Genomic DNA, 21979 nt, shown 5'->3' on the forward strand with positions numbered 1-21979 from the left:
ACCGGTATCAGGAAAACTGTGCACGGCGCACGCTGATTGCCAGCCATGGGCACGCGGCGTAGCATGAGGCAGCCCTTCTTCGGGAGCCGCCTCATGTCTGCCCAGCACGAAGACAAGGTCCGCCAGCACATGGCGGATGCAGTGGCCCTGGCGCGCGAACGTGCGCCCGATATTGCCGACCTGTTCGAGCCGTTCCTGCGGCATTACTACGGTCTGGCAGACCCCGAAGACGTGATCTCGCGCAGCGTTGCCGACCTCTACGGCGCGGCCATGGCGCACTGGCAACTGGGCCAGAAATTCGTGTCGGGGCAACCGCGCGTACGCGTCTACAACCCAAGCCTCGAACAGCACGGCTGGTACTGCGGCCACACGGTCGTTGAAATCGTCAACGACGACATGCCGTTCCTGTTCGACTCCGTGACCATGGAGATCAACCGGCAAGGGCTGGCGCTGCATTCCGCCTTCCACCCGGTCTACCGCGTACAGCGCGACGCAGCCGGCATGCGCGTAGCGGTTTCGGCGGGCGGCGGCGTCCAGCGCCCGGCGGCACTCGCGGGCGACATGCCCGACACACCCGCCGATGCCGACAGGGAAACACACGGCGTTGCGCGCTTCGAATCAACCATCCACATCGAAGTCGATCGGTTCTCCGAGCCCGAACGCCTACAGGCATTGCACGACGGCCTGATGCGAGTGTTGGGCGACGTGCGCGCCACGGTGGAAGACTGGAAGCCGATGCAGGCCGCAGCCCACGCCGCCATCGACGCACTGGCCGTACGCGCCGCACAGCCCTCCACCGGTGACGTGGAACGCGCCGAGATCACCGAAACACAGGCCTTCCTCAGCTGGATGCTTGAGCGGCATTTCACCTTCCTCGGCTATCGTGATTACGAACTGATCACGCAAGACGACGGCCATTACCTGCGCGGCATACCCGGCACCGGCCTGGGCGTGCTGCGTGAAGCGCTGCGCGACACCTCCACGCCGGACACGACGCGCCTGGCACCGGGCGCGGCCAAGTTCATCGGCGCCCCCGAGCCCATCTTCCTCACCAAGGCCAATTCGCGCGCCACTGTGCACCGACCCGGATATCTCGACTACGTCGGCATCAAGCTGTTCGACGCCGAGGGCCGCGTCTGTGGGCAGCGGCGCTTCCTGGGGATGTACACGTCGAACGTCTACATGGTGCCGGCCGAAGACATTCCGCTTGTGCGCCGCAAGGTGGCTGACGTGATCCGGCGCACAGGCTTCCTTCCCGACGGGCATCTGGCCAAGACGCTGGTCACGATCCTGGAGCAATACCCGCGCGATGAGCTGTTCCAGATGGATGCCGAAGCGCTGCACGACATCGCACTCGGCATCCTGCGGTTGCAGGAGCGCCAGCGCACGCGCCTGTTCGTGCGCCGTGATCCGTTTGACCGTTTCGTGTCGTGCCTCGTGTTCGTGCCGCGCGAAAAATTCAACACCGACCTGCGCGTGCGCATCCAGAGCCTGCTGCAGGCCGCGTATCACGGCACCGCCGTGGAGTTCACGCCGCAGTTGTCGGAATCAATGCTCGCGCGCATCCATATCACCGTGCGCACGCAGCCGGGCAACGTGCCCGACGTGGACGTTGCCGAACTCGAAGACCGCATCGTGCAGGCGGCGCGGCGCTGGCAGGACGACCTGGCCGACGCGCTGCTCGAACGCGGCGGCGAAGAGCGCGGCAACCGTCTGCTGCGCCGCTATGCGGGCGCCTTTCCAGCGGGTTTTCGCGAGGACTACGCCGCCCGCCTTGCCGTGCGCGACATCGAACTGATGGAGCCGCTGCTCGCCGCAAACGCCGCGGACAACGTGCTGACCATGCAGCTCTACCGGCCGCTCGAAGCGCCGCCCGGGGCGCTGCGTTTCAAGATCTACCGCGCGGGGCAGCCGACATCGCTGTCGCACAGCCTGCCGATGCTTGAACACCTGGGCGTGCGCGTCAACGAAGAGCGCCCCTACTGCATCGAACCCGCAGATGCCGCCCCCATCTGGATGCACGACTTCGGCATGGAGACCATCGACGGCAGCGAGGTCGATCTGGACGAAGCCCGTGCGCGCTTTGAAGACGCTTTCGCGCGCATCTGGAGCGGCGAGCTGGAGAACGACGATCTCAACCGCCTCGTGCTGCAGGCTGGCCTGACCTGGCGCGAGGTGCGCATCCTGCGTGCGTATGCGCGCTACATCCGCCAGATCGGTTCGACCTTCAGCAACACGTATATGGAGAGCGCGCTGAACGGCAACCCGTCGATTGCGCGGGCGCTGGTGCGGCTGTTCCTGGTGCGATTCGACCCCGCCCTTGCCGAGGCCGAGCGTTCGCGCGCAAGCGAAACGCTGCGCAAGCAGATCGACGAGGCACTCGAAGACGTGCCCAACCTGGATGAAGACCGCATCCTGCGGCAGTTCCTGGGTGTGGTGGAAGCCACACTACGCACGAACTATTTCCAGAGCCTGCCGGATGCCGGGCAGGAGCAGCCCAAGCCCTATCTGTCGTTCAAGTTCGACCCGGCGCGCGTGCCCGGCCTGCCCGAACCCAAGCCGATGTTCGAGATCTGGGTGTATTCGCCGCGCGTGGAGGGCGTACACCTGCGCGGTGGCAAGGTTGCGCGGGGGGGCTTGCGCTGGTCTGACCGGCGCGAGGATTTCCGTACGGAGGTGCTGGGCCTGGTCAAGGCGCAGATGGTCAAGAACACGGTCATCGTCCCGGTGGGCTCCAAGGGCGGCTTTGTCGTCAAGCAACCGCCACCGGCCAGCGACCGCGATGCGTACCTGGCCGAAGGCGTGGCGTGCTACCAGACCTTCCTTCGCGGGCTGCTCGACCTGACCGATAACTACGTCGACGGCCGCGTCGTGCCGCCCCCCGATGTCGTGCGCTATGACGAAGACGACCCCTACCTGGTCGTTGCCGCCGACAAGGGCACGGCCACATTCTCTGACTACGCCAACGCCATCTCGGCCGAATACGGCTTCTGGCTCGGCGATGCATTCGCCTCCGGCGGCTCGGTGGGCTACGACCACAAGAAGATGGCCATCACCGCGCGCGGCGCCTGGGAATCGGTCAAGCGGCACTTCAGCGAGATGGGCGTCGACACGCAAACGCAGGATTTCACCGTCGTGGGCGTGGGCGACATGTCAGGCGATGTGTTCGGCAACGGCATGCTGCTCTCGCGCCATATCCGTCTGCTGGCGGCGTTCGACCATCGGCACATCTTTCTTGACCCGTCGCCCGATGCGGCCACGAGCTTTGCGGAGCGCGAGCGCCTGTTCAACCTGCCGCGTTCAAGCTGGGCCGATTACGACCGGGCGCTGATCAGCCCTGGCGGCGGCATCTTCCCGCGCACGGTCAAGTCGATCCCGCTCACGCCAGAGGTGCGCGCCATGCTTGATGTGACGGCCACCGAGATGGCGCCAAACGACCTGCTGCACGCCATCCTCAAGGCGCCCGCCGATCTGCTCTACAACGGCGGCATCGGCACCTACATCAAGGCCAGTACCGAAACGCATGCCCAGGTGGGTGACCGCGCCAACGATGGCCTGCGCGTGAACGGCGCAGAGCTGCGCTGCAAGGTCGTGGCCGAGGGTGGCAACCTGGGCTGCACGCAGCTCGGCCGCATCGAATACGCGCAGCATGGCGGACGCATCAACACCGATGCCATCGACAACTCCGCCGGCGTGGATTGCTCCGACCACGAGGTCAACATCAAGATCCTGCTGGGGCTGGTCGTGGCCGACGGCGAGATGACGCTCAAGCAGCGCAACACGCTGCTGGCCGAGATGACTGACGAGGTGGGCGAACTGGTGCTGCGCGACAACTACTTCCAGACGCAGGCGCTGTCACTGGCGCGCACGCGCACGGCGTTGTGGCTCGACCCAGAGGCGCGGCTGATGCGTTATCTGGAACGTGGCGGGCGCCTGAACCGCGCGATCGAATTCCTGCCCGCCGATGAAGAGATCGACGCCCGCCGGGCAAGTGGCGGCGGCCTGACCACCCCCGAACGCGCCGTGCTGATGGCCTACAGCAAGATGTGGCTGTACGACGTGCTGCTCGGTAGCGATCTGCCCGACCAGCCTTTCGTGGCCGACGGTCTGCCGGCGTATTTCCCGCAACCGCTGCACACGCGTTGCGCGACCTCGATCCCGCGGCACACGCTGCGTCGCGAGATTCTGGCGACGATGCACGCCAACGCGCTCGTCAACCGTGCCGGCGTGACCTTCGTGCACCGGATGGCAGAAGAAACCGGCGCAGAACCGATTGCCGTGGTGTGGGCGAGCCTCGTCGCGCGCGCGGTCTACCGGCTCGACGCGCTCTGGCAACAGGTCGATGCCCTGGATGCGCAGGTGCCGCACGAAACGCAAACCGCCCTGTTCACAGCGCTCGCGCAGTTGCACGAGCGCGCGACGCTGTGGTTCCTGCGGCGGCGCGTGGGGGACGTGCCGGCAGCGGTCGAGCACTTCCGGTCTGCGGTGGATGCGCTCGCACCCGAGATTGACGCGCTGCAACCGGAGGAATCTGCGCAAGCCGCCGCTCAGCAGCGGCAGGTCTTTACCGAAGCCGGTGTGCCGGAAGGACTGGCGCGCGTGGCAACTGGCGTGCCGGCGCGTGTGTCGTTGCTCGACATTGCGGAGGTCGCTACGGCCAGCGGCTGCGATGCGCGGCTCGCCGCACGCGTGTACTTTGCCCTCGACCAGCCACTGGGTTACGGGTGGCTGCAAGGCGGCATTCTCGGCCTGCCCACACAAACGCATTGGCAGATGCTGGCGCGCGCGACGCTGCTCGAAGAACTGGGGCAATTGCGGCGTCGGCTCACGCAGTCGGTGTTGCAAAATGCAGCCCCTGGCGCGAGCGCGGAAGCCCTCATCGACACATGGCGCGGTACGCGACAGGAAGCGCTGGCGCGCTACAACCGCGTGATTGCCGATCAGGTCGCCGCCGGCTCGGCCGATCTGGCGATGCTGTCGGTGGGCCTCAACGCGCTGGCCGAGGTCGACGCTTGATCAACGCCGCTCCCTGGCGCGCGCCAGTGCGGCGTTGACGCGCACTGGCAGCGTATCGTGCGAGAACGGCGGCTGCACGACGAAGGCATCCACCACGCCTGGCTGAAAGAACATGCAGTACGTCGAGCCTCCGTACTGGAAGTAGCCAAGCTCCTCGCCCTTGCAAACGTGCTGGCCCGGTGTCACGTCGACCATGCACGAAGACACCTCTGCCATGCCGATGAACACGCAACCCACGGTGCCCACGGCAGGATCGTCGCAAGCAATGGTGATGACCGCGCGTGCGGCCATGGCTGCGCTGTAGCCTTGCGAATCGTTCAGCCCTTCCGGGTCAGCGCCTTCCGATTCCACGCACGAGTAGTACGTGCCATCTACGTGAAAGGTATCGACGATGGTGCCGGCGACGGGCGCATGCCAGCGGTGGTAGTTGTAGGCACTCAGGAAGGCCTGGTAGACACTGCCGCCCGAAAACAGCTCGGCGAGGTGCGTCTTGCCCGGTCCGAAGATGTCGCGCAATGAATAGGGCTGCGCCTTGATCCAGAACGCGTCTTCATCGCGCGCATCGTGGCTGATGTTGTAGGGGGCGGCCTCGCAAGCGCTGACGATCAACTTGTTGTCGTCCTCGCCCGCGACGGGTCGCATGCCGGCACGAAAGCGGCGCGTAAAGAAGTCATTCCAAGAGGTAAAGCCCCAGTACGGTTGCGACGGATCGCACAAGAACTGCTCCATGCCGATACGCCGTGTCGCTTCGGGGCTGAACCAGCCGTCGGGCTCGCGCGTGTTCAGATAGGCACGCGAATGCGGGCCGCTGAGAAATGCGCTCCAGCCATTGAGCACGGCCTCGAGCGCATCGTTGAAGCGGCGGTCACGAAACAGCGCGTAGCCCGATGGCATGCACATCGGCCAATCGAGCAATGCATTGAGCGGACAGACCACCAGCGCCTTCTCGCTAAAACGCGGCGCGCACGTGACGACATGGTCGATGGCGAGCAGCAGTTCTGCGCTGTCCTGGTAGCCGAGTTCGTATCCGCGCTCCTTCGCTTCGTCGATGGCGCGCGCGAGGTGCATGCGCAGTGCGGGCTCGCCATCAATGAGATTGGCGAGCGCACGCACGGCAGCCACTGAGGGAGTCTTTGACGGACGAGACAGCGCTTGCGCAACCAGCTCGGTGCGAAACGCTGCAAGTTGTGCCTCGCCTTCCGGCAGCCAGTTGCCGAGCCGGCGGCGCCGGTCCAACGGAACATTCGATGCAGCTTCCAAAGTGGTCTCCTCATCCATGCGGGGAGGCCAAGCAACGTGCGTTCCACATGGGCGCAGTGGCATTCGGGTTGCTTTGTCGTTGCTGTTCTCATTTGCCTGCCCATGAAGAAGCCCCCTCCCGCCTCCCCGCCCGCCAGCAGCGAGACCGACCCCGACCAACAGCCGGACTCGCTCGACGCGTGCCGCCGTTGCGATCTATGGCGGCATGCCACGCAGGCCGTACCGGGGGAGGGCAAGCGGCGCGCCCGCATCATGCTCGTTGGCGAGCAGCCCGGTGACGGCGAAGACCTGGCCGGCAAGCCGTTTATGGGCCCTGCCGGGAAACTGCTCGACCGCGCGCTGGAAGACGCCGGCATCCCGCGTGACGAGGTGTTCATCACCAACGCGGTCAAGCACTTCAAATGGGAACTGCGCGGCAAGCGGCGTCTGCACAAGACGCCTGGCCAGCGCGAGGTGCAAGCCTGCATGTACTGGCTGGAGCGCGAGCTGCAGCAGGAAGCGCCGGCGGTGGTGGTGGCGTTGGGTGCGACTGCGTTGAAGGCGTTGCTCGACGATGCGCATGCGCGCCTGCAAGAGCATTTCAATCAGCCGCTGCGCCATGAAGGCCGTACGGTGTTGGCGACATGGCACCCGTCATATGCGCTGCGCGCGCCAGAGCAGGCGGCGCGTGAGAGCGCCTATCTCGACATCGTGACCGCACTCAAACATGCGCGGCGGCTTGCTGCCGGCAAGTAGCTGCGCGGGCGCGCGAGTTGCGTCGGTGGAACCGACACGGACACTTCACCGGAGCAGATGATGATTCGCACGCAACATCCCGCACGCACGTTCTGCGCAGCGGCAGCACTGTTCGTTGCCCTGGGCAGCGGCAACGCGTTCGCGCAAGCAACAGGTGCACAGTCCGGCAGCAGCGACAACGCACCCGCCGCCAATGCAAACAGCACGACCGCAACGGGCACCACAAGCCGCACCGATCGCCCCACCGGGCGTGACGCCACGCGCAACCGGACTCGTACCGACAGGGCCAATCCTTCCGGCGAGTACGTGCCGCGAACGGGTTCCAGTTCGCATCAGGACAAAAACGGCAACGTGGTCAAGGACAGATCAATCGGCGGCAGCCCGCACGGCCGCGAGCGTCCGCCCGCGACCCCGCCGAACATTCCGGCCACGCACCCTTGAAGCAACACATACCGACTCGCGCGCATTCAGGAGCACCTCATGAACAACGAAAACCCCATCCCTGGCACGCCTCCTGCGCCCGTCGCACCCGGCGACGAAGCGGCGCCCGGGGCACCCAGCAGCGGCGAGGCAGTCTGCCCTGTGTGCAACGGCACCGGTCAGCGCGACGATGGCAGCCCCTGCCCCATGTGCGAGGGCAGCGGCAAGATCATTCAAGGGATTGGTGGAGGCTGATGCGCCCCGCGTTCCGCGCTAGCCGCCGGGCGGGGACATCGCAGACACGTCACTCGCCCCTGGACTCAGGCCCAGGCAACGACTGGCTGCATGCAATGAAGAAAGGTGCGCTTAGTGGGACACGGCCATCGAACGGCGGCCGTTGGTGCGAACGTGTCCGGAAGCCTTGAGCAGGACGTAGCCCTGGAGGGTTACCCGGGCATAGCAGTGATCGGGGCCACGGCGCTCCAGCGTAACGAGCTGTCGCTCGATGAGCGCTTCGACATCCGCACGATCCAGGTCGTCGGATTCAGCGCCGTCGTTGACGAGAAGCAAAACGGCAAATTCATGGGGACTCAGCACAGTTGTCTCCAGCTTGTCTATTGGTCACGGCATGCGACGCGTGACTGGGGTGGGCTTGGTTTTCACTGACACCATGAGCACTGCAAGAGCCGCCAAGAACACCGGGAGAGAGCAGCTGGGCTTGCAGGAGAAGCCAGCATAGGCACGCGCGCAGCCGCATTCAAGAGTGCAAATCGGTGCGTTGCCCACTGGAGGCATGTCACCCAATGGTCGATGATGGGGCACCAACCGTTTGCCGTGCAGTACAGCGCACGGGCGGTAACGATTGCGCAGTGCAGGGAACGCCGCCCTCCTCCGTTTGCGCTAAGTCAATTGCACAAAAGAATGCGCCCCGGTGACTCGCATCACCGGGGCGCTGCACGCTGCGCTGGAGCGTTGACCTTACACGTCGTCGGCGACGATGTTGGCGCGTCGGCCAAAGCCGTGCAGCGGGTCAATGCGTTCGACGCGTTGGAGTCGCGCGTAAGGATCGTCCAGTTGTGCATGCGCACCAAATGCATGCAGCGCGCGATGGCGTTCTGTGGCTCGGTCCGCTGCGTGCACTGCAGCACGGCCGTGCACCACTGCGGTCACGCTGCCGTAATGGCGGGCCATGCCGGGCCGCATCGCGTACGTCTGCACAGGGGACGCAGCCGATTCGGGCGCTTGCGGCTCGACCCAATCGTTGCGGCCCAGACGCCCGCGGTAGCCGAAGCGATGGAAGCCCGAGGCCTCTGCTGTCACCGCCTCCACGGCCTTCACCACGTCGCGCGGTTGTTGTGCAGGTGCATCAACGCGCGCCAGCGAAGGCTCTTCCCGATCGAGGTTCTCCAGCACGATCGCCTCGCTGACGGGGCGGGCGCCCAGTACCGGCTCTTCCGGGTCGTATTCCGGGCTGCGGGTGAAGGGTGTGGGCGGCGTGGCGGTGCCGGCAGGTGCAGGGCGGCCCGCCCACTCCTGCCATGAGCGCACATGGGTGATATCGCCGTCGTCGTCGTGATCGACCACCAGCAGGCGCGTGTTGCGCGGACGCTGCCACGCGGGCTGCTGCGCATGCAACGCCCCGCGCGACGCGCGAGCGGCGGCCCCGGCGGATGGAGCCGGCATTGCCGGCGCACGCACGAGCCTGCGGCGAATGGCACGATCCAGCCGCGACAGAACCATCCACACCACGAGCACCCCACCCATGCCGGCGATGATGTTGCCGTACATGCGCAGTTGCTCGAATGGCAGGCCGCTGGGGCCCACACTGCTGATGGAGTAGCCCACGTACAGGCCCAGCAGGCCCCAGATCGAGATCACGAGCACCGGACGGAAGATGCGGAACCACAGCACATGGTGCAAGGTCCCGACGACACCCTTGTCCGAGAACGACTGTCGGATCGAGTTTCGCGAAACATCAATGACGAGCATGGTCATGGCGAATTCCCCTGTTGTTGTTGGATGCCCCGGTCGGGGCTCGTCCAGCGGGCACGGGCACGGGTACGCTGGAAGGCGACGGCCGGAAAGCCGACCACCGTGGTGACAAGGTTCAGTATCCAGAACGCAACCGGATACCAGACGGTGTCGATGAAGTAGCGCAGGATGTTGTCGTCGTAGCGGCGATCGATAAAGCAGCCGATCAGCAACTGCAGCACGCAGGTGATGAAGAGCAGCGTGCCGTGCCAGCGCGGGAGTGCTTCCATGCGCCATTCGGGAGGCAACTCGACGAAGAAGCCGACCATCGACCACGTGATGACGATCAGCATGTTGTACGCCCACACCACCGACAGTGCGTACTCGAAGAAGATCGGCCACATCATCGATTGCCGCAGGCTCGCCATGGCCGGCGCGTACTTGATGAGCGCCTGGATGCCGCCCTTGGCCCATCGCAGGCGCTGCTTGTAGAGGCCGCGGAAGGTCTCGGGCATCAGGATCCACGACAGCGCGCGCGGCTCGTAGCGGATCATCCAGCCGCCCACCTGCAGCTTCCAGCTGATGTCGATGTCCTCGGTGAGCATGTCATTGCTCCAGTAGCCGACATCCTCGATGGCGTGCTTGCGGAACATCACGACCACGCCCGACACCGTCAGCAGCCGGCCATAGACCTGCTGCGTGCGCTTGATGAGCCCCACGATCGACGAGAACTCGCCCACCTGCATGCGCCCCAGCAGGGTGGAACGCGTGCGGATGCGCGGGTTGCCCGTCACCGCGCCAATGGTCGGGTTCTCCATCAGGTGGCGAATCATCCAGGCAATGGCATCCACGTCCAGGATCGAATCGCCATCGATGCACATCAGGTATTCGGCGTCTGTCACCTGCGCGGCGGTGGTGAGGCCAATTGCCTTGCCCTGGTTCGACGACTGGTGGATCACCACCAGTTGCGGGTATTCCGCAGCCAGTTCGTTCAGGCGTTCACCGGTGCGGTCGGAGCTGCCGTCGTTCACGGCGATGATGTCGTAGTTCGGATACCGCATGCGTGCGAGGTGGCTGATCACCTCGCGCACATTGGCCTCTTCGTTGTAGCAAGGCACGATGATCGACACCTTGGGGTAGCTCTTCACCCCAAGGAGTGCCAGCGGATGCCGCACATTCTGCGTGCCGCGCTCGAGCAGGAAGTAGTGCAGCAACCCTCCGATCATCCAGAAATACGACATGAAGAACGGGTAGTAGAAGACAAAGCCGGAGATCCAGCGCTTGGCGGTGAGTGCGTCCACCATCTCAGCCTCCCGCCTTGTTTGCGTGGGACGGCGCTGCCGCTTCGGTGGTCGCGGGCTTCTTGTCTGCACCCCCGGCGTTGCCATTGGGCGACGGGCTCTGCGGTGCGGCGCTGCTCTCGAGCTTCTCAACGCTGGCCTTATTGCCGCCGGGCGGCTTGCGCGTCTCGATATACGTCTTGAGCGACATCACATCGCGCAGCACCTCGGTATCGGGCCGGCCGGCAATGAAGTCATCCGGGTAGTAGCCATAGTTGAGAGCCCCTGCCGAGCGCAGGGCGCGCATCTGGTCACGCAACTCGGTCGTGGGGATCGGTTTGTCCTGATTGCGCCAGTCCACCGCCTGCAGCTCGAAGATGGTCTTCTTCAGGCCATCCTTGTGCTTGGCCACGGCGGCGGTCAGCTTCTTCATCCAATCCTTCGGGTCCTTGGCTTCTTCCATGTACGGCATGGCTTCGAGCGCAACGTAGTCGTACGCCTCCAGGAAGTCGTCATAGTTCTGCGCCGTCCAAGTTTCAGCCTTCGGATCGAGCACCGGCCCCGAAAAGATATTGCGCGCGGTCAGCATGTCGCGGCCGTTCTGATAGCCCTGCGCCACCGCGATCAGCTCTTTCGAGAACGAGATCAACGCAGCGGTCTTGGCGCGCGACCACTTCTGCATCAGCTCGGGCGACTGGCGGATCTTGTTGATATCGCCGGGCAGGCCCATGGCCTCGTAGGCCTTGAGCGCGGCGGGGCTGGCATCTTCGTAGTCGTCGAGCACGCCGTCGTCGTGGAACAGCACGCCGTCGATGATCGAGTTCTTGGCCAGGTCCTCATAGATGTCCCGAATCATCTGGCGCGCCTGCGGATCGAACGGCGACAGGCGCGGCGGCTTGACGGTGCCCGGCTTTTGCGGCGCGCCCGGCAGCGACTGCACCAGGTGCGTGGCCGCCGGATTGTTGGCCGGCAGTTTGTACGACAGCATCGGCAGCCACGCGTATACCTCTACCTTTGCACGCGTCTTCAACTGCCACGACACGCGCGAGAACAGGTCTGCACGCATCGGCATGTGCCGGTTCGGGAAGTACACGGCGTCCACTGCGCCGTTGCCCTTCGGGTCGGCGAAAGCCTGCAGATACACCACACGCGGCGCGAGGTCCTTGATGCGGTCGATCAGCTTGCCGAGGTTGGCTTCCTGCTGCTTCGGGTCCGGGTCGTAGATGTAATCCATGTCGACCTGAACCACGCGCTGCACGGGGTTGATCTCACCGTGGTGCGTCACAGGCTCGCGCAGCGAACGCTCCAGATCACCGGTGTCGGTGTCGTAGCCCATCAGGCTGCGGCGGATGGCGGTGAGCGGCACGTCCGGCGTGTTCGGACCCGGCTCCAGCGTCAGCATGTACTTCAGGCCCACGTTGGCGGCTTCCTGGTCGAGCATCTGGTTGTGGGCGCCATACGGCCACACCACCGTCTGCACCTTGGTGCCCACGTTCTTCTGGATCAGGTCGATGCTGCGCTGCAGGTCGTCATGCACACGCTTGCGGTACTCGTCGTCGGTTTCATAACGGCCCAGATTGCGCAGATATTCGTGCGTGGTAGCCGCCGGCATCTCGTTGCCCTGCGGGTTGCCCAGCGCACCGTGGTGCATGTCCGCCGTGTGGGTGGCGAACTCGGCCAGCCCCGAGGCCTGCATCTCGCGGATCTGGTTCCAGTTCATGAAAAAGTCACGTGGCACGATCTGCTTGTCCGACAGCTTGATCTTCGCGCCCGCAGGTGCGTTGGTCCACTCCGTGACCAGCCCGAACACGGCGGGGAACCGGAACTGCTTGAGCAGCGGGAAGACCTTCGTGTAGTGGCTTTCATAGCCGTCATCGAACGTCAGCAGGATCGGGCGCTTGGGCAGCGGCTTGCCGCCGTGGCGCGCGGCGTCGATCTGCGCGAGGGTGACCGGGTGGTAGCCGTTGGCCTGGATCCAGCTGAACATGTTCGTCAGCATCTTGGTATCGACGGCAAACCCATCGGGCAGCTTCTCGAAACTGGCACGCAGGTTGTCGCGGATGTCGTGAAAGCACAGCACGCGGAACGTCTTGCCGTCATCCGGATCGGGCTTGGGCAGGAAGTCCACCTGAACGGCGGCGGCCGGTCGAACGGCGGCAAGGAAAGCCAACGTCAGGGCCAGCGCCAGTCTCGGTGCCATCCAGGCGAAGAATCGTCGCAATGACGGTTGTCGGAGAGCTTGCATGGGCATCACAGCGGAATGTTGAGGTTCAGGTACAGGAACTTGCGGTTCTCGGGCTGGCCGTCGTAGCGATGGCGACCAAAGCCGATGCCGTAGGACACCTGCGTCTTGCGATTGATTTGCCACACGTGCTCCAGCCGCGCTTCGACCATCGGGCTGCTGCCGAACGACTGCTGGTTGTACATGCCACCGGTCAGGTACACGCGCTGCGTGAACGACTTGTCGGCGTAGCGCCAGGGCGTCCACGACCAGATGGCCGTGGCCTGGCCGCTGTAGTCGCGCGACGGGCTGAAGTAGTTCAGGCCCGTCATCGTGTTGCGGCTGGTATCGGCCCCGAACAACACGCCGATGGTGTGCCGCGGCGAGGTGAACACCTGCTGGTAGAAGTTCGCTGCCACGCGCTGGCGCAGGTTGTCGTCGGTGTAGCGCGACACGCCGTACGTGAGCGATGCGTAGCGCGTTTCGTCCCAGGTGTAGCGAACGTTGCCGCTGGCGCTCTTGCCGGTCACGCCCACCTGGTACGCCTTGTAGGGCACTTCCAGGTCATCGTTGGTGACCATGCCCGACACCTTCCAGTGGTCACTGGGTATCCACGTGGCATCCAGGGTGCCGCCGGTCTTGCCAGCCGCGCCGACAGACTGGTGCACCTCGCCGTTCACCTCGACGCCGGTGTCGAACCACTGCAGGCCCGCGCCGTTGCGCACGCGGCTCTCCGATGCGCCGTCAAACTGCGCACGGCCCGCAAAGTTGTGGAAGAACAGCCGATAGTGGTCTGCAAACGGCCCGCTGTATGCCTTGGTGTCGATACCGTACTCGTTGTTGGCGAACGCCGAATTGCCCTTGTCCGCCGTCGACTGGATGATGAGCTGCGGGCTCTGGTAGACGTCCAGATCCTTGCGCAGCGCACGCACCGAGCCATTCTCCGGAAAGCGTTCGTCCAGCCCGTTGGCGACGTTCTTGGCGGTCTTCAGATCGTCCACCGCCAGCGACGCGCGGCCATAGCCGGCCACCACGCTCAGGTCATCCGGGTGCTCTGCAAGCGCCGTCTTGTACATGTCACGCGAGCGATACGGCTCGGTCTGCACCATCGCGCCGTCGGCACGTGCGCTGACGAGCGAGGCGGCGAACGGCGCTTCGTGCCGCCACTTGTCCAGCTCGGCAATGCCCTGGTGCGTGCGGCCCGTCAGGATCAGGTACTGCGCTTCCAGACGCTTGATGCGCGAGTAATCGGGATTGGGGGTACCGGCTTCCGGCGCCAGGCGCACGTATTCCGGGTTGTCGGCCTTCATCTTGTCGAGCAGCGCGCGGGCCTCTTCAAAGCGGCCGGTGTCGAGCATGGCGTAGAACAGGCCTTCCTGAACGTCGCCCGTTTCGATCTCGCCAGGGCTCGCATCCTTGAGCGCGCGGGCGTAGGCGTCGGCGACCTTGTCCGGCGTATCGAGATACGCATAGGCATCGCCCGCGGCCACGCGTGTGTAGGCCGGAACCTTGCCCGTCTGCGACATGGCTTCGTAGCGCTTGACGGCGTCTTTCATGCGCCCGCGCGAAGCCAGTGCCACCACTTCATCGGCCACGATCTGCTGGCGGAACTCTGCGTTTTCCGGCGTGTCGGGCACCTTCTTGAGCAGCGCCTCGATTTCGGCCACCGCCTGATCGATGATGACGAAGCGCTCCGGCCCATTGATGACCTTCAACTGCTGACGCCCCCAGCGGATGCGCTGCGCGGCGGCGGCATGGTCGACGTGCCACGATTCGCTTTCCTTGAACCAGTCCGGATGCTGGCGCAGGTTTTCTTGCGCAAGCGTGGCCGCGCCCTCGCGCGACTCCCGCATGACCTCGTCGTGGAACGCCTGACGGTCGGTTGGCATCGCGCCTACGGGCGCGTTGTCGGGCGCATTGCCAGCGGCATGGGTGGCCGCCGCATTGGCCGCTTCCGGCGACACCTGCAGCGGTTCGAGCGCGCCGGGCCCTTGAGCGCTCGGGCCTGAAGGCATGGCCGGCGCCTGTGCAGACGTATCCGGTGCAGGCGTGCCCGGCGGCAGGATCACCGTGGGTGACGGCGATGCGGGCCGAGGTGCGGGCGGCGCTGCCTCAACAGCAGGCATTGGCGAGGCGGCGGCCGGTGCGGTTGCCGCGGGCGATGTCTTGACGGACGAGTCTGCCGGCGGCACCGCCTGTTGCGCAACGAGCAGCGTGTTGGCCGGAGACGCCGGCACGTCGTCACCTCCGGCGATGACGGTCGTGGATGCAAACGTGGCCGGGCCCTTGGCGGCGGCGTCGGTCAGTTGCGAATCGATCAAGCGGCGCGTGGCCGCGTTGGAAGCATCGTCGGTCGCGGCGTGCGCGATCATCGGCACCGTGCCGACCACCACAACGGTGGCAGCAGCAATAGCGCAGCGGCGGGGATGCCATGCCGCGGCCGCGCTGGTGCGCTCGGCCGGCAGGCTCCAGGAGAGTGGCTCGTGGGTTGTCATTGTTGTCATGTCCAGTGGGCGGCGCGTGCGGGCGCACGCCATCCGCATTGCATGAAGGGCTGCCGGGGCTGAGTCAGCCGAGGCGGGCCGTACCGTTGGCGGCGCGCACCGGGGCGCGCATCGGCTTGGCAGGCGTCACGCCGCCAAAGGCTCGCGTCATGGCAGCCCAGCGCGATTCGGCGCCCAGTTCAGCGCCCGATGCGGTCACCGACGTGGTGGTCCGTTCGGACGCCCCCGGCTGGGGGGAGGAAGACGCCATCACCGCATCTCGGGCCGGTACGCCGGCCTGGAGCGGAGTCGATGTGCGTGCAGCGGTTTGCACGAACACGTCTGCGTCTTGCGCATCTCCAGACACCTGGACCGATGTCTGTGCGGATGCAGCGCTAATGGTGGCGGCAGCCCCGCCCTGCAGTTCCAGCGGAATACCCAAGCGCATGGCGGCATACACCGCTTCGCTCTTGTTGCGCACGTTCAGGCGTCGATACAGCGTGCACGCATGCGTTTTGACAGTGGCTTCCGAGATGCCCAGCAGGCGGCCGACACCCTTGACGGAGTGGCCGCGCGACAGCAGCACCAGCACTTCGTACTGCCGTAGCGACACATTCAGCCGCTGCGCCGCTTCGGACGCATCCAGCGAGAGCATCGGCATGGCTGCATCGTCTGCACGCGGTATCAGGGCCGGATACGACTGGCCGCCGGCCAGCACAAGCCGCAGCGTGGCCAGCAAGACTTCCGGCGATTGCGATTTGGCGCAGTAGGCATCGACACCGCACGTCATGGCAGCGTGCGCTTCTTGAGCAGACAGGCTGGCGGCCAGCAGCACCACGCGGCTGGCCTCGCTGGCGTCCATCGCTTCGCGCAATTGGGCAGCGAATTGACCAGCGTTGAACGGGCCCTCGGCCTCGTCCAGCCCGATGACGAGCAGATCGGCTCGCTCATCGAACGCGTGCAGTTCGCCAGGGATGCCCGCAGGCAATGCCGGGGCGACGACCTCCAGGCCGAGGGTGGGATGCGCCAGCAACTGCGCAAGTCCGGCCCGTAGCAAGGGATGATTCTCCAGCAGGACTGCTTTCATGGTTTCCTCGTTTTCTTGTGAAGCGATTCCGGTCAGGCGCGCACAAGCCAGCCGCTGCGGGCGAGCACGCATATGACCGTCGAAACCCCGGGACCGTCCGAGAGAAAGCGCCCTGCCGCCAGCGATGCGCCGGCTCTGGAGAAGCGAAGTGCGAATGCCGTGGGGACCGTGGGGCCGTGGGGACCAATCCGGTTCCGGATCCGCTTATGGGAAAAACCTGTTCTGCAGGTGGCGGAATTGCCTTGCACATGCAGAGTGACCGCACGACATAGAGCAAGCATCGGGCCACCTCCGTGCAGCGCAACATCTGCTTACACTTGCGGCACAAATGATGACGTGCAGAAGGCGGGCGAAACCCGCTGTGGCAAAGGATTGGCGGGCCGCGGCATCGGTTGGTGCGATGCCGCAAATTCACTTCATTTCTGTAACGATTCAGTTACGAATTCGCGACGTGTGACGACCGGCCCGATCATGCCGCCGGTTGTCCACTGAACGTTTTTACAACCTGTTTTAAAACTTACCGAGCGAGCGCGGCAGACGCCACATCACAGGCATGCCGGCGGTGGATAGATGACCGATGCGCCCCCTTCAGGGCTTATGGCGCATGGCAAAGAGGAAGAGGCTGTCGATGGCGCCCACCATGAAGATGATGCCCGCAGCCGTATGCAGCATCCAGGCACCGTCGGAAAAGGGCAGTTGGATCGACGTGTGTGGAATGGCCGCCACCGCGCCCGCGGCCACCGACATGCGCAACACCGGCACCCACCAGGTGCGCTTGGCGGGCTGCGGATCGTCGCGATGGCGCGGCGCGGGGTCGGGTGTCGAACAAGGCATGCGGCAGGGACGAGAAGTGATGGCCATGCTGCATTGTTGAACACAACCGATCGAAGCGAAACACAAAACAGCGCCCTGCAATGCCCGCAATTCCCCTAACTGAAGCTGCCTAGGCTGGATGCGCAGCCAGGTGGGCGAGGTTCTGCAGCATGTCGGTCGTCATCTCCGCCACACCGTATTCGGGCTTCCAGCCCCAGTCGCGCCGGGCAACCGAATCGTCGATGGAATTCGGCCAACTGGCCGCGATGGCCTGGCGGAAATCCGGCGCATACGCCACCTCGAACGATGGACGATGCCGGCGGATCTCGGCCGCCAGCTGCTCGGGCGTAAAGCTCACGCCTGCGAGGTTGTAGCTGCCGCGCTGGCTGATGCGCTCGGCCGGGGCCTCCATCAACTCGATGGTGGCGCGCACGGCGTCCGGCATATACATCATGGGAAGCGCCTCATCGTGCTCCAGGAAGCACGTATAGCGCTCGCCCTTCACGGCCGAATGGAAGATGTCGATCGCGTAGTCCGTCGTGCCGCCGCCCGGTGCGGTCTTGTACGAGATCAGCCCCGGATAACGCAGGCTGCGCACATCGACGCCGTGGTGCTCGAAATACCAGCGGCACCAGCCTTCGCCCGCCAGCTTGGAAATGCCATAGACGGTCTTGGGCTCCATGATCGTGCTCTGCGGCGTGTTGTCCGCAGGCGTGGTGGGCCCGAACGCGGCAATCGAACTGGGCCAGAAGATGCGCTCAAGCTGATGATTGCGCGCCGCCTCCAGCACATTCAGCAGGCCATTCATATTGAGCGCCCAGCCCCACGTGGGCGACTGCTCTGCCGCGGCCGACAGCGCTGCAGCCAGGTGATAGATCTGCGTGATGCCGTGGCGCTCGATGATCTCGCGCAACTGGCCGCGATCGGTCACATCCAGCGTTTCGTGACGGATCTGCGGGTGGCGGCCACGGGGCACCATGTCGCTCGTCACGACGTTGCCAGTGCCATAGCGCTCGGCCAGCGCGGCGGCCAGCTCCGTCCCCAATTGCCCATTGGCGCCGATGATGAGGATGCGCGGCGCCGTTCCAAAATTCGCGCTCGTACCGGTGCTCATCAGATGATCCCCAGTTCCTTGCCGGCGGTTTCAAACGCCTTGAGCGCCGCGTCGAGTTGCGCGCGCTCGTGCACCGCGCTGATCTGCACGCGGATGCGCGCCTGCCCCTTGGGCACCACCGGGTAGAAGAAGCCAACCACATACACGCCAAGCTCCAGCAGGCGTTTGGACAGCGCCTGCGCCTTCTGCGCGTCATACACCATGATCGGCACGATCGGGTGGTCGCCCGGCTTGATATCGAAACCCAGCTCGACGATCTTGCGGCGGAAATACAGCGCGCTGTCTTCCAGCTTGTCACGCAGCGCGGTGTCGGCTTCCAGCAGATCGAGCACCTTGATGGTGGCCCCGACAATGGACGGCGCCACCGTGTTCGAGAACAGATACGGCCGCGAACGCTGGCGCAGCAGCGCCACCACTTCCTTGCGCGCACTCGTGAAGCCACCCGACGCGCCGCCCAGGCCCTTGCCCAGCGTGCCGGTAATGATGTCGATCTTGCCGAACACGCCGCGGTGCTCGTGCGAGCCGCGGCCGCGCTTGCCAAGGAAGCCCGTGGCATGGCATTCGTCAATGCCGAGCAGCGCGCCGAATTCATCGCAGATGGCGCGGATTTCATCCAGCCGCGCGATGGTGCCGTCCATCGAGAACACGCCGTCAGTAAACACAAGCTTGAAGCGCGCGCCCGCCGCATCGGCTGCCTGCAATTGCGCGCGCAGATCCTCCAGGTCGTTGTGCTTGTAGCGATAGCGTTGCGCCTTGCACAGGCGGATGCCATCAATGATGGACGCATGGTTCAACTCGTCGCTGATGACGGCGTCTTCGGCCCCAAGCAGCGTTTCGAACAAGCCACCGTTGGCATCGAATGCCGAGCCGTAGAGGATGGTGTCTTCCGTGCCGAGAAACTTCGCCAGCCGCGCTTCCAGCGTCTTGTGCAGGTCTTGCGTGCCGCAGATGAAGCGCACCGAGCTCAGGCCAAAGCCATGCGTGTCGAGCGCCTCGTGCGCCGCCTTCAGCACCTCCGGGTGCGACGACAAGCCGAGGTAGTTGTTGGCGCAGAGGTTGATGACCTCCTTGCCATCAGCCGTGCGGATCACGGCGCCCTGCGGCGAGGTGATGATGCGCTCGGTCTTGTAGAGACCGGCTTCCTCGATCGCCTCCAGTTCGCGGCGGATGTACGCGTAGAAAGCGTCGGTGGAAGCGTTAGCTTGCGTTGTCCCCATGGTGCTGCTCCTGTAGACTGCGTTGATCGATAAATCGAACATGTTCGATATATCGAATAATTTGTTCAATTTACAAGATACCAACCGATGGCACAAGCCCCCGCCACCGATGTCCTCGCCGACGGCCCGCCCGCCGTTGGCGCCAAGCTGCAAGCGCTGCGCCAGGCGCGCAAGCTGTCGCTCGATGAACTGTCGCGGCGCGCGGGCGTGTCCAAATCCATGCTCTCGCAGGTCGAGCGCAACCTCGCCAACCCGACCGTCGCCGTGCTGTGGCGCCTGGCCACCGCGCTCGGCGTCGGGCTGGCGGATTTCCTCTCGCCTGAAGGCGCGGCCGATGCGGCGCCCTCCGTGACGGTCATTCCCGCTCACTCCATCCCAGTCATCAAAAGCCCGGATGGCAAGTGCGAATTGAAGATTCTTGGCCCGGTGGACCTTGCCGCGCGCTTTGAATGGTATGAACTGGCAATCCAGCCCGGCGGCGTGCTGGCGTCAGAGCCGCACGAGCTGGGCTCGAAGGAGCACATCTCGGTGCTCAGCGGCACGGTGACGGTGCAATCCGGCCCGAGTGAGAAGAAGGTGCGGCACGGGGAATCGGCGCGCTATCCGGGGGATGTGCAGCACGCCATCTCGAACGCCGGCAAGACGGTGGCGACGGCGTTGCTGGTGGTGGAATACGCGCAGCAGTAGGCGCTGCAGATTGGCGCCGCCTAGGCCGCCTGCAGTTCGGGCGCGCGCCACACGCGCGGCAGCAGCACCCCAAGCATCAGCCCGCGCACAGCCATGAACCCCAGCATCGACAACCACAGCCCGTGGTTGCCCCACAGCGGCTGCAGCGTGACCGACAGGCCCCAGAACGCGGCAGCCGCCGCGGCCATCGTCACCAGCAGTTCACGGGTGCGCGTCGCGCCGATGAACACGCCGTCAAACTGGAAGCCCCATACCGACACGATCGGCAGCAACGCCGCCCACACCAGATAGTGGCGCGCGGCTTCGCGCACGGCAGGCTGATCGGTCAGCACGCCGATGATGCCGGCGCCGGCCAGCGCATACACGGCGGCAAAAAGCCCAGCGCCAAGCACCGACCAGAACGTCGACACGCGAATCGCCATGCGCAGCGCAGCGCGGTCCCGCGCACCCATGGCGGCGCCCACCAGCGCTTCGGCCGCGTGTGCGAAGCCGTCCAACCCGTAGGCCATGAAGGTCAGGAAATTGAGCAGCAGCGCGTTGGCAGCCAGCACCACATCGCCCTGCTTGGCGCCCGCGTGGGCAAACCAGCCGAAGGCGGCCAGGAGGCAAAGCGTGCGCAGGAAGATGTCGGTGTTCAGGCCCATCAGGCGACGCCAGGCGTCGCGGGCCAGCAAGTCAGCGAGCGTGAGCGTCGGCAGACCAGTGGGCCGTTGCAGCCAGAGCAGCAGCATGCCGAGCCCAAACCCCGCAATGTCGGCCAGCGCCGTTGCCGCGCCAATACCGCCCACGCCCATGCCGGCCCCAAGCACCAGGGCCAGCACTGCCGCCATGTTGACGGTGTTGATGAACACCTGCAGCAGCAGCGCCCGCCGCACCTGCTGACGCCCGAGCAGCGTGCCGAGCACCACGTAGTTGGCCAGCGCAAACGGCGCCGACCAGATGCGCGCGTGGCAATACACCTCGGCCATGCGGGTGACGGATTCGCTCGCACCGAGCAGCGCCAGCGTGATGCGGATCGCCGGCACCTGCAGCACCAGCAATGCCGCTCCAATGGCAAAGGCCAGCAGCAGCGCGCGCACCACGCTCGCCCGCAACGCCTGCGTGTCGCCCGCGCCGTGTGCCTGCGACACCAGCCCCGTGGTGCCCATGCGCAGGAAGCCAAAGCCCCAGAACACAAAATTGAAGAAGACCCCGCCCAGCGCCACGCCGCCAATGTATTCCGGCCCCGGCAGATGCCCGGCCACGGCGGTATCCACCGCCGAGAGGATCGGCTGCGTCAGGTTGGCCAGCACGATGGGAAACGCCAGCGTCAGCACGCGCCGGTGCCACTGCGCAGGTGACGCAGGTGCAACCGAAGTGGCGAAAGAGGACTCCATGGGGAGAAAAAACTGCGAGGAACGATGAAAAAGGCGGTGCAACCGTTCACGATTTCGCTATCATTGCGCCCCATTGCGGGCTCCGGAAATCGGGCGGCAAGTGCGGCACCCCGCACAACGTCGTCGATGACTATACGCGAATCCCCCCGGAAGGCAGACACCGTGTTTTGCCTTTCATCGCGGCCGGACGGGTGCGGTTGATGCTACGCATCATCCGGCACACGCATGTCCTAGGCTGGTGACACCCACCACACGGGACGGCGGGCGACGCCCAAACAGCGTCGCCTCGGTAGAACTAA

General features: G+C 65.2%; 16 protein-coding genes. 5 read left to right on the forward strand and 11 right to left on the reverse strand.

From position 1 onward, the window contains the following. The first annotated feature begins 93 nt into the window (after positions 1 to 93). On the forward strand, positions 94 to 5016 hold the full coding sequence (locus ACTJK4_RS19310; protein WP_440818704.1) for an NAD-glutamate dehydrogenase: 4923 nt from the start codon (positions 94 to 96) through the stop codon (positions 5014 to 5016). Here the strand turns inward: ACTJK4_RS19310 and ACTJK4_RS19315 are convergent, their stop codons facing one another. Next, the gene (locus ACTJK4_RS19315) at positions 5017 to 6294 is read right to left on the reverse strand and encodes a phosphatidylserine decarboxylase family protein (protein ID WP_440818705.1); all 1278 of its coding nucleotides are present in this window, start codon (positions 6292 to 6294) and stop codon (positions 5017 to 5019) included. It abuts the gene before it with no gap. A gap of 84 nt (positions 6295 to 6378) precedes the next feature. On the opposite strand from ACTJK4_RS19315, the gene ACTJK4_RS19320 reads away from it, so the two are divergent. The 3 genes from ACTJK4_RS19320 to ACTJK4_RS19330 are packed head-to-tail and all read left to right on the forward strand — an operon-like array spanning position 6379 to position 7686. Continuing rightward, positions 6379 to 7011, forward strand: a complete 633-nt coding sequence (locus tag ACTJK4_RS19320) for a UdgX family uracil-DNA binding protein (protein WP_440818706.1) — start codon at positions 6379 to 6381, stop codon at positions 7009 to 7011. A 57-nt stretch (positions 7012 to 7068) separates the two neighbouring features. Next, on the forward strand, positions 7069 to 7452 hold the full coding sequence (locus ACTJK4_RS19325) for a hypothetical protein (protein ID WP_440818707.1): 384 nt from the start codon (positions 7069 to 7071) through the stop codon (positions 7450 to 7452). A 39-nt stretch (positions 7453 to 7491) separates the two neighbouring features. Continuing rightward, a complete protein-coding gene (locus ACTJK4_RS19330) occupies positions 7492 to 7686 on the forward strand; it encodes a hypothetical protein (RefSeq protein ID WP_253540313.1) in 195 nt (64 codons plus the stop codon). A gap of 111 nt (positions 7687 to 7797) precedes the next feature. On the opposite strand, the gene ACTJK4_RS19335 is transcribed toward ACTJK4_RS19330, so the two are convergent. From ACTJK4_RS19335 to kbl, 9 genes are all read right to left on the reverse strand, one after another. Next, on the reverse strand, positions 7798 to 8028 hold the full coding sequence (locus tag ACTJK4_RS19335) for a hypothetical protein (protein ID WP_232038967.1): 231 nt from the start codon (positions 8026 to 8028) through the stop codon (positions 7798 to 7800). A 381-nt stretch (positions 8029 to 8409) separates the two neighbouring features. After that, entirely contained in the window at positions 8410 to 9426 is a 1017-nt protein-coding gene (locus ACTJK4_RS19340; protein WP_322018026.1) for a poly-beta-1,6-N-acetyl-D-glucosamine biosynthesis protein PgaD, read from the reverse strand. Continuing rightward, entirely contained in the window at positions 9423 to 10706 is a 1284-nt protein-coding gene (pgaC, locus tag ACTJK4_RS19345; protein WP_232038965.1) for a poly-beta-1,6-N-acetyl-D-glucosamine synthase, read from the reverse strand. Before pgaC ends, ACTJK4_RS19340 begins: the two co-directional genes overlap by 4 nt. 1 nt (position 10707) lies before the next feature. Continuing rightward, positions 10708 to 12882, reverse strand: a complete 2175-nt coding sequence (gene pgaB, locus ACTJK4_RS19350; protein WP_260803432.1) for a poly-beta-1,6-N-acetyl-D-glucosamine N-deacetylase PgaB — start codon at positions 12880 to 12882, stop codon at positions 10708 to 10710. A gap of 50 nt (positions 12883 to 12932) precedes the next feature. Then, on the reverse strand, positions 12933 to 15398 hold the full coding sequence (pgaA, locus tag ACTJK4_RS19355) for a poly-beta-1,6 N-acetyl-D-glucosamine export porin PgaA (RefSeq protein ID WP_440818708.1): 2466 nt from the start codon (positions 15396 to 15398) through the stop codon (positions 12933 to 12935). 73 nt (positions 15399 to 15471) lie between these two features. Continuing rightward, positions 15472 to 16473, reverse strand: coding sequence for a LuxR C-terminal-related transcriptional regulator (locus ACTJK4_RS19360; RefSeq protein WP_440818709.1), 1002 nt, complete (start codon positions 16471 to 16473; stop codon positions 15472 to 15474). 588 nt (positions 16474 to 17061) lie between these two features. Then, positions 17062 to 17307 carry a hypothetical protein gene (locus ACTJK4_RS19365; protein ID WP_232038961.1) on the reverse strand — a complete coding sequence of 82 codons (246 nt, stop codon included), beginning with the start codon at positions 17305 to 17307 and terminating at the stop codon, positions 17062 to 17064. A 109-nt stretch (positions 17308 to 17416) separates the two neighbouring features. Further along, positions 17417 to 18400 carry an NAD-dependent epimerase/dehydratase family protein gene (locus ACTJK4_RS19370; RefSeq protein WP_232038960.1) on the reverse strand — a complete coding sequence of 328 codons (984 nt, stop codon included), beginning with the start codon at positions 18398 to 18400 and terminating at the stop codon, positions 17417 to 17419. Next, positions 18400 to 19617, reverse strand: a complete 1218-nt coding sequence (kbl, locus tag ACTJK4_RS19375; protein WP_440818710.1) for a glycine C-acetyltransferase — start codon at positions 19615 to 19617, stop codon at positions 18400 to 18402. Before kbl ends, ACTJK4_RS19370 begins: the two co-directional genes overlap by 1 nt. Before the next feature lie 87 nt (positions 19618 to 19704). On the opposite strand from kbl, the gene ACTJK4_RS19380 reads away from it, so the two are divergent. Continuing rightward, complete coding sequence (locus ACTJK4_RS19380; protein WP_232038958.1) at positions 19705 to 20304, forward strand: helix-turn-helix domain-containing protein; 600 nt, start codon at positions 19705 to 19707, stop codon at positions 20302 to 20304. Positions 20305 to 20324: 20 nt separating this feature from the next. On the opposite strand, the gene ACTJK4_RS19385 is transcribed toward ACTJK4_RS19380, so the two are convergent. After that, positions 20325 to 21680: an MATE family efflux transporter gene (locus ACTJK4_RS19385; RefSeq protein ID WP_440818711.1), complete on the reverse strand. Its 1356-nt coding sequence runs from the start codon at positions 21678 to 21680 to the stop codon at positions 20325 to 20327. Between the last annotated feature and the right edge of the window lie 299 nt (positions 21681 to 21979).

It is taken from the genome of Ralstonia sp. 22111 (assembly GCF_052045895.1).
Lineage (GTDB): Bacteria > Pseudomonadota > Gammaproteobacteria > Burkholderiales > Burkholderiaceae > Ralstonia > Ralstonia wenshanensis.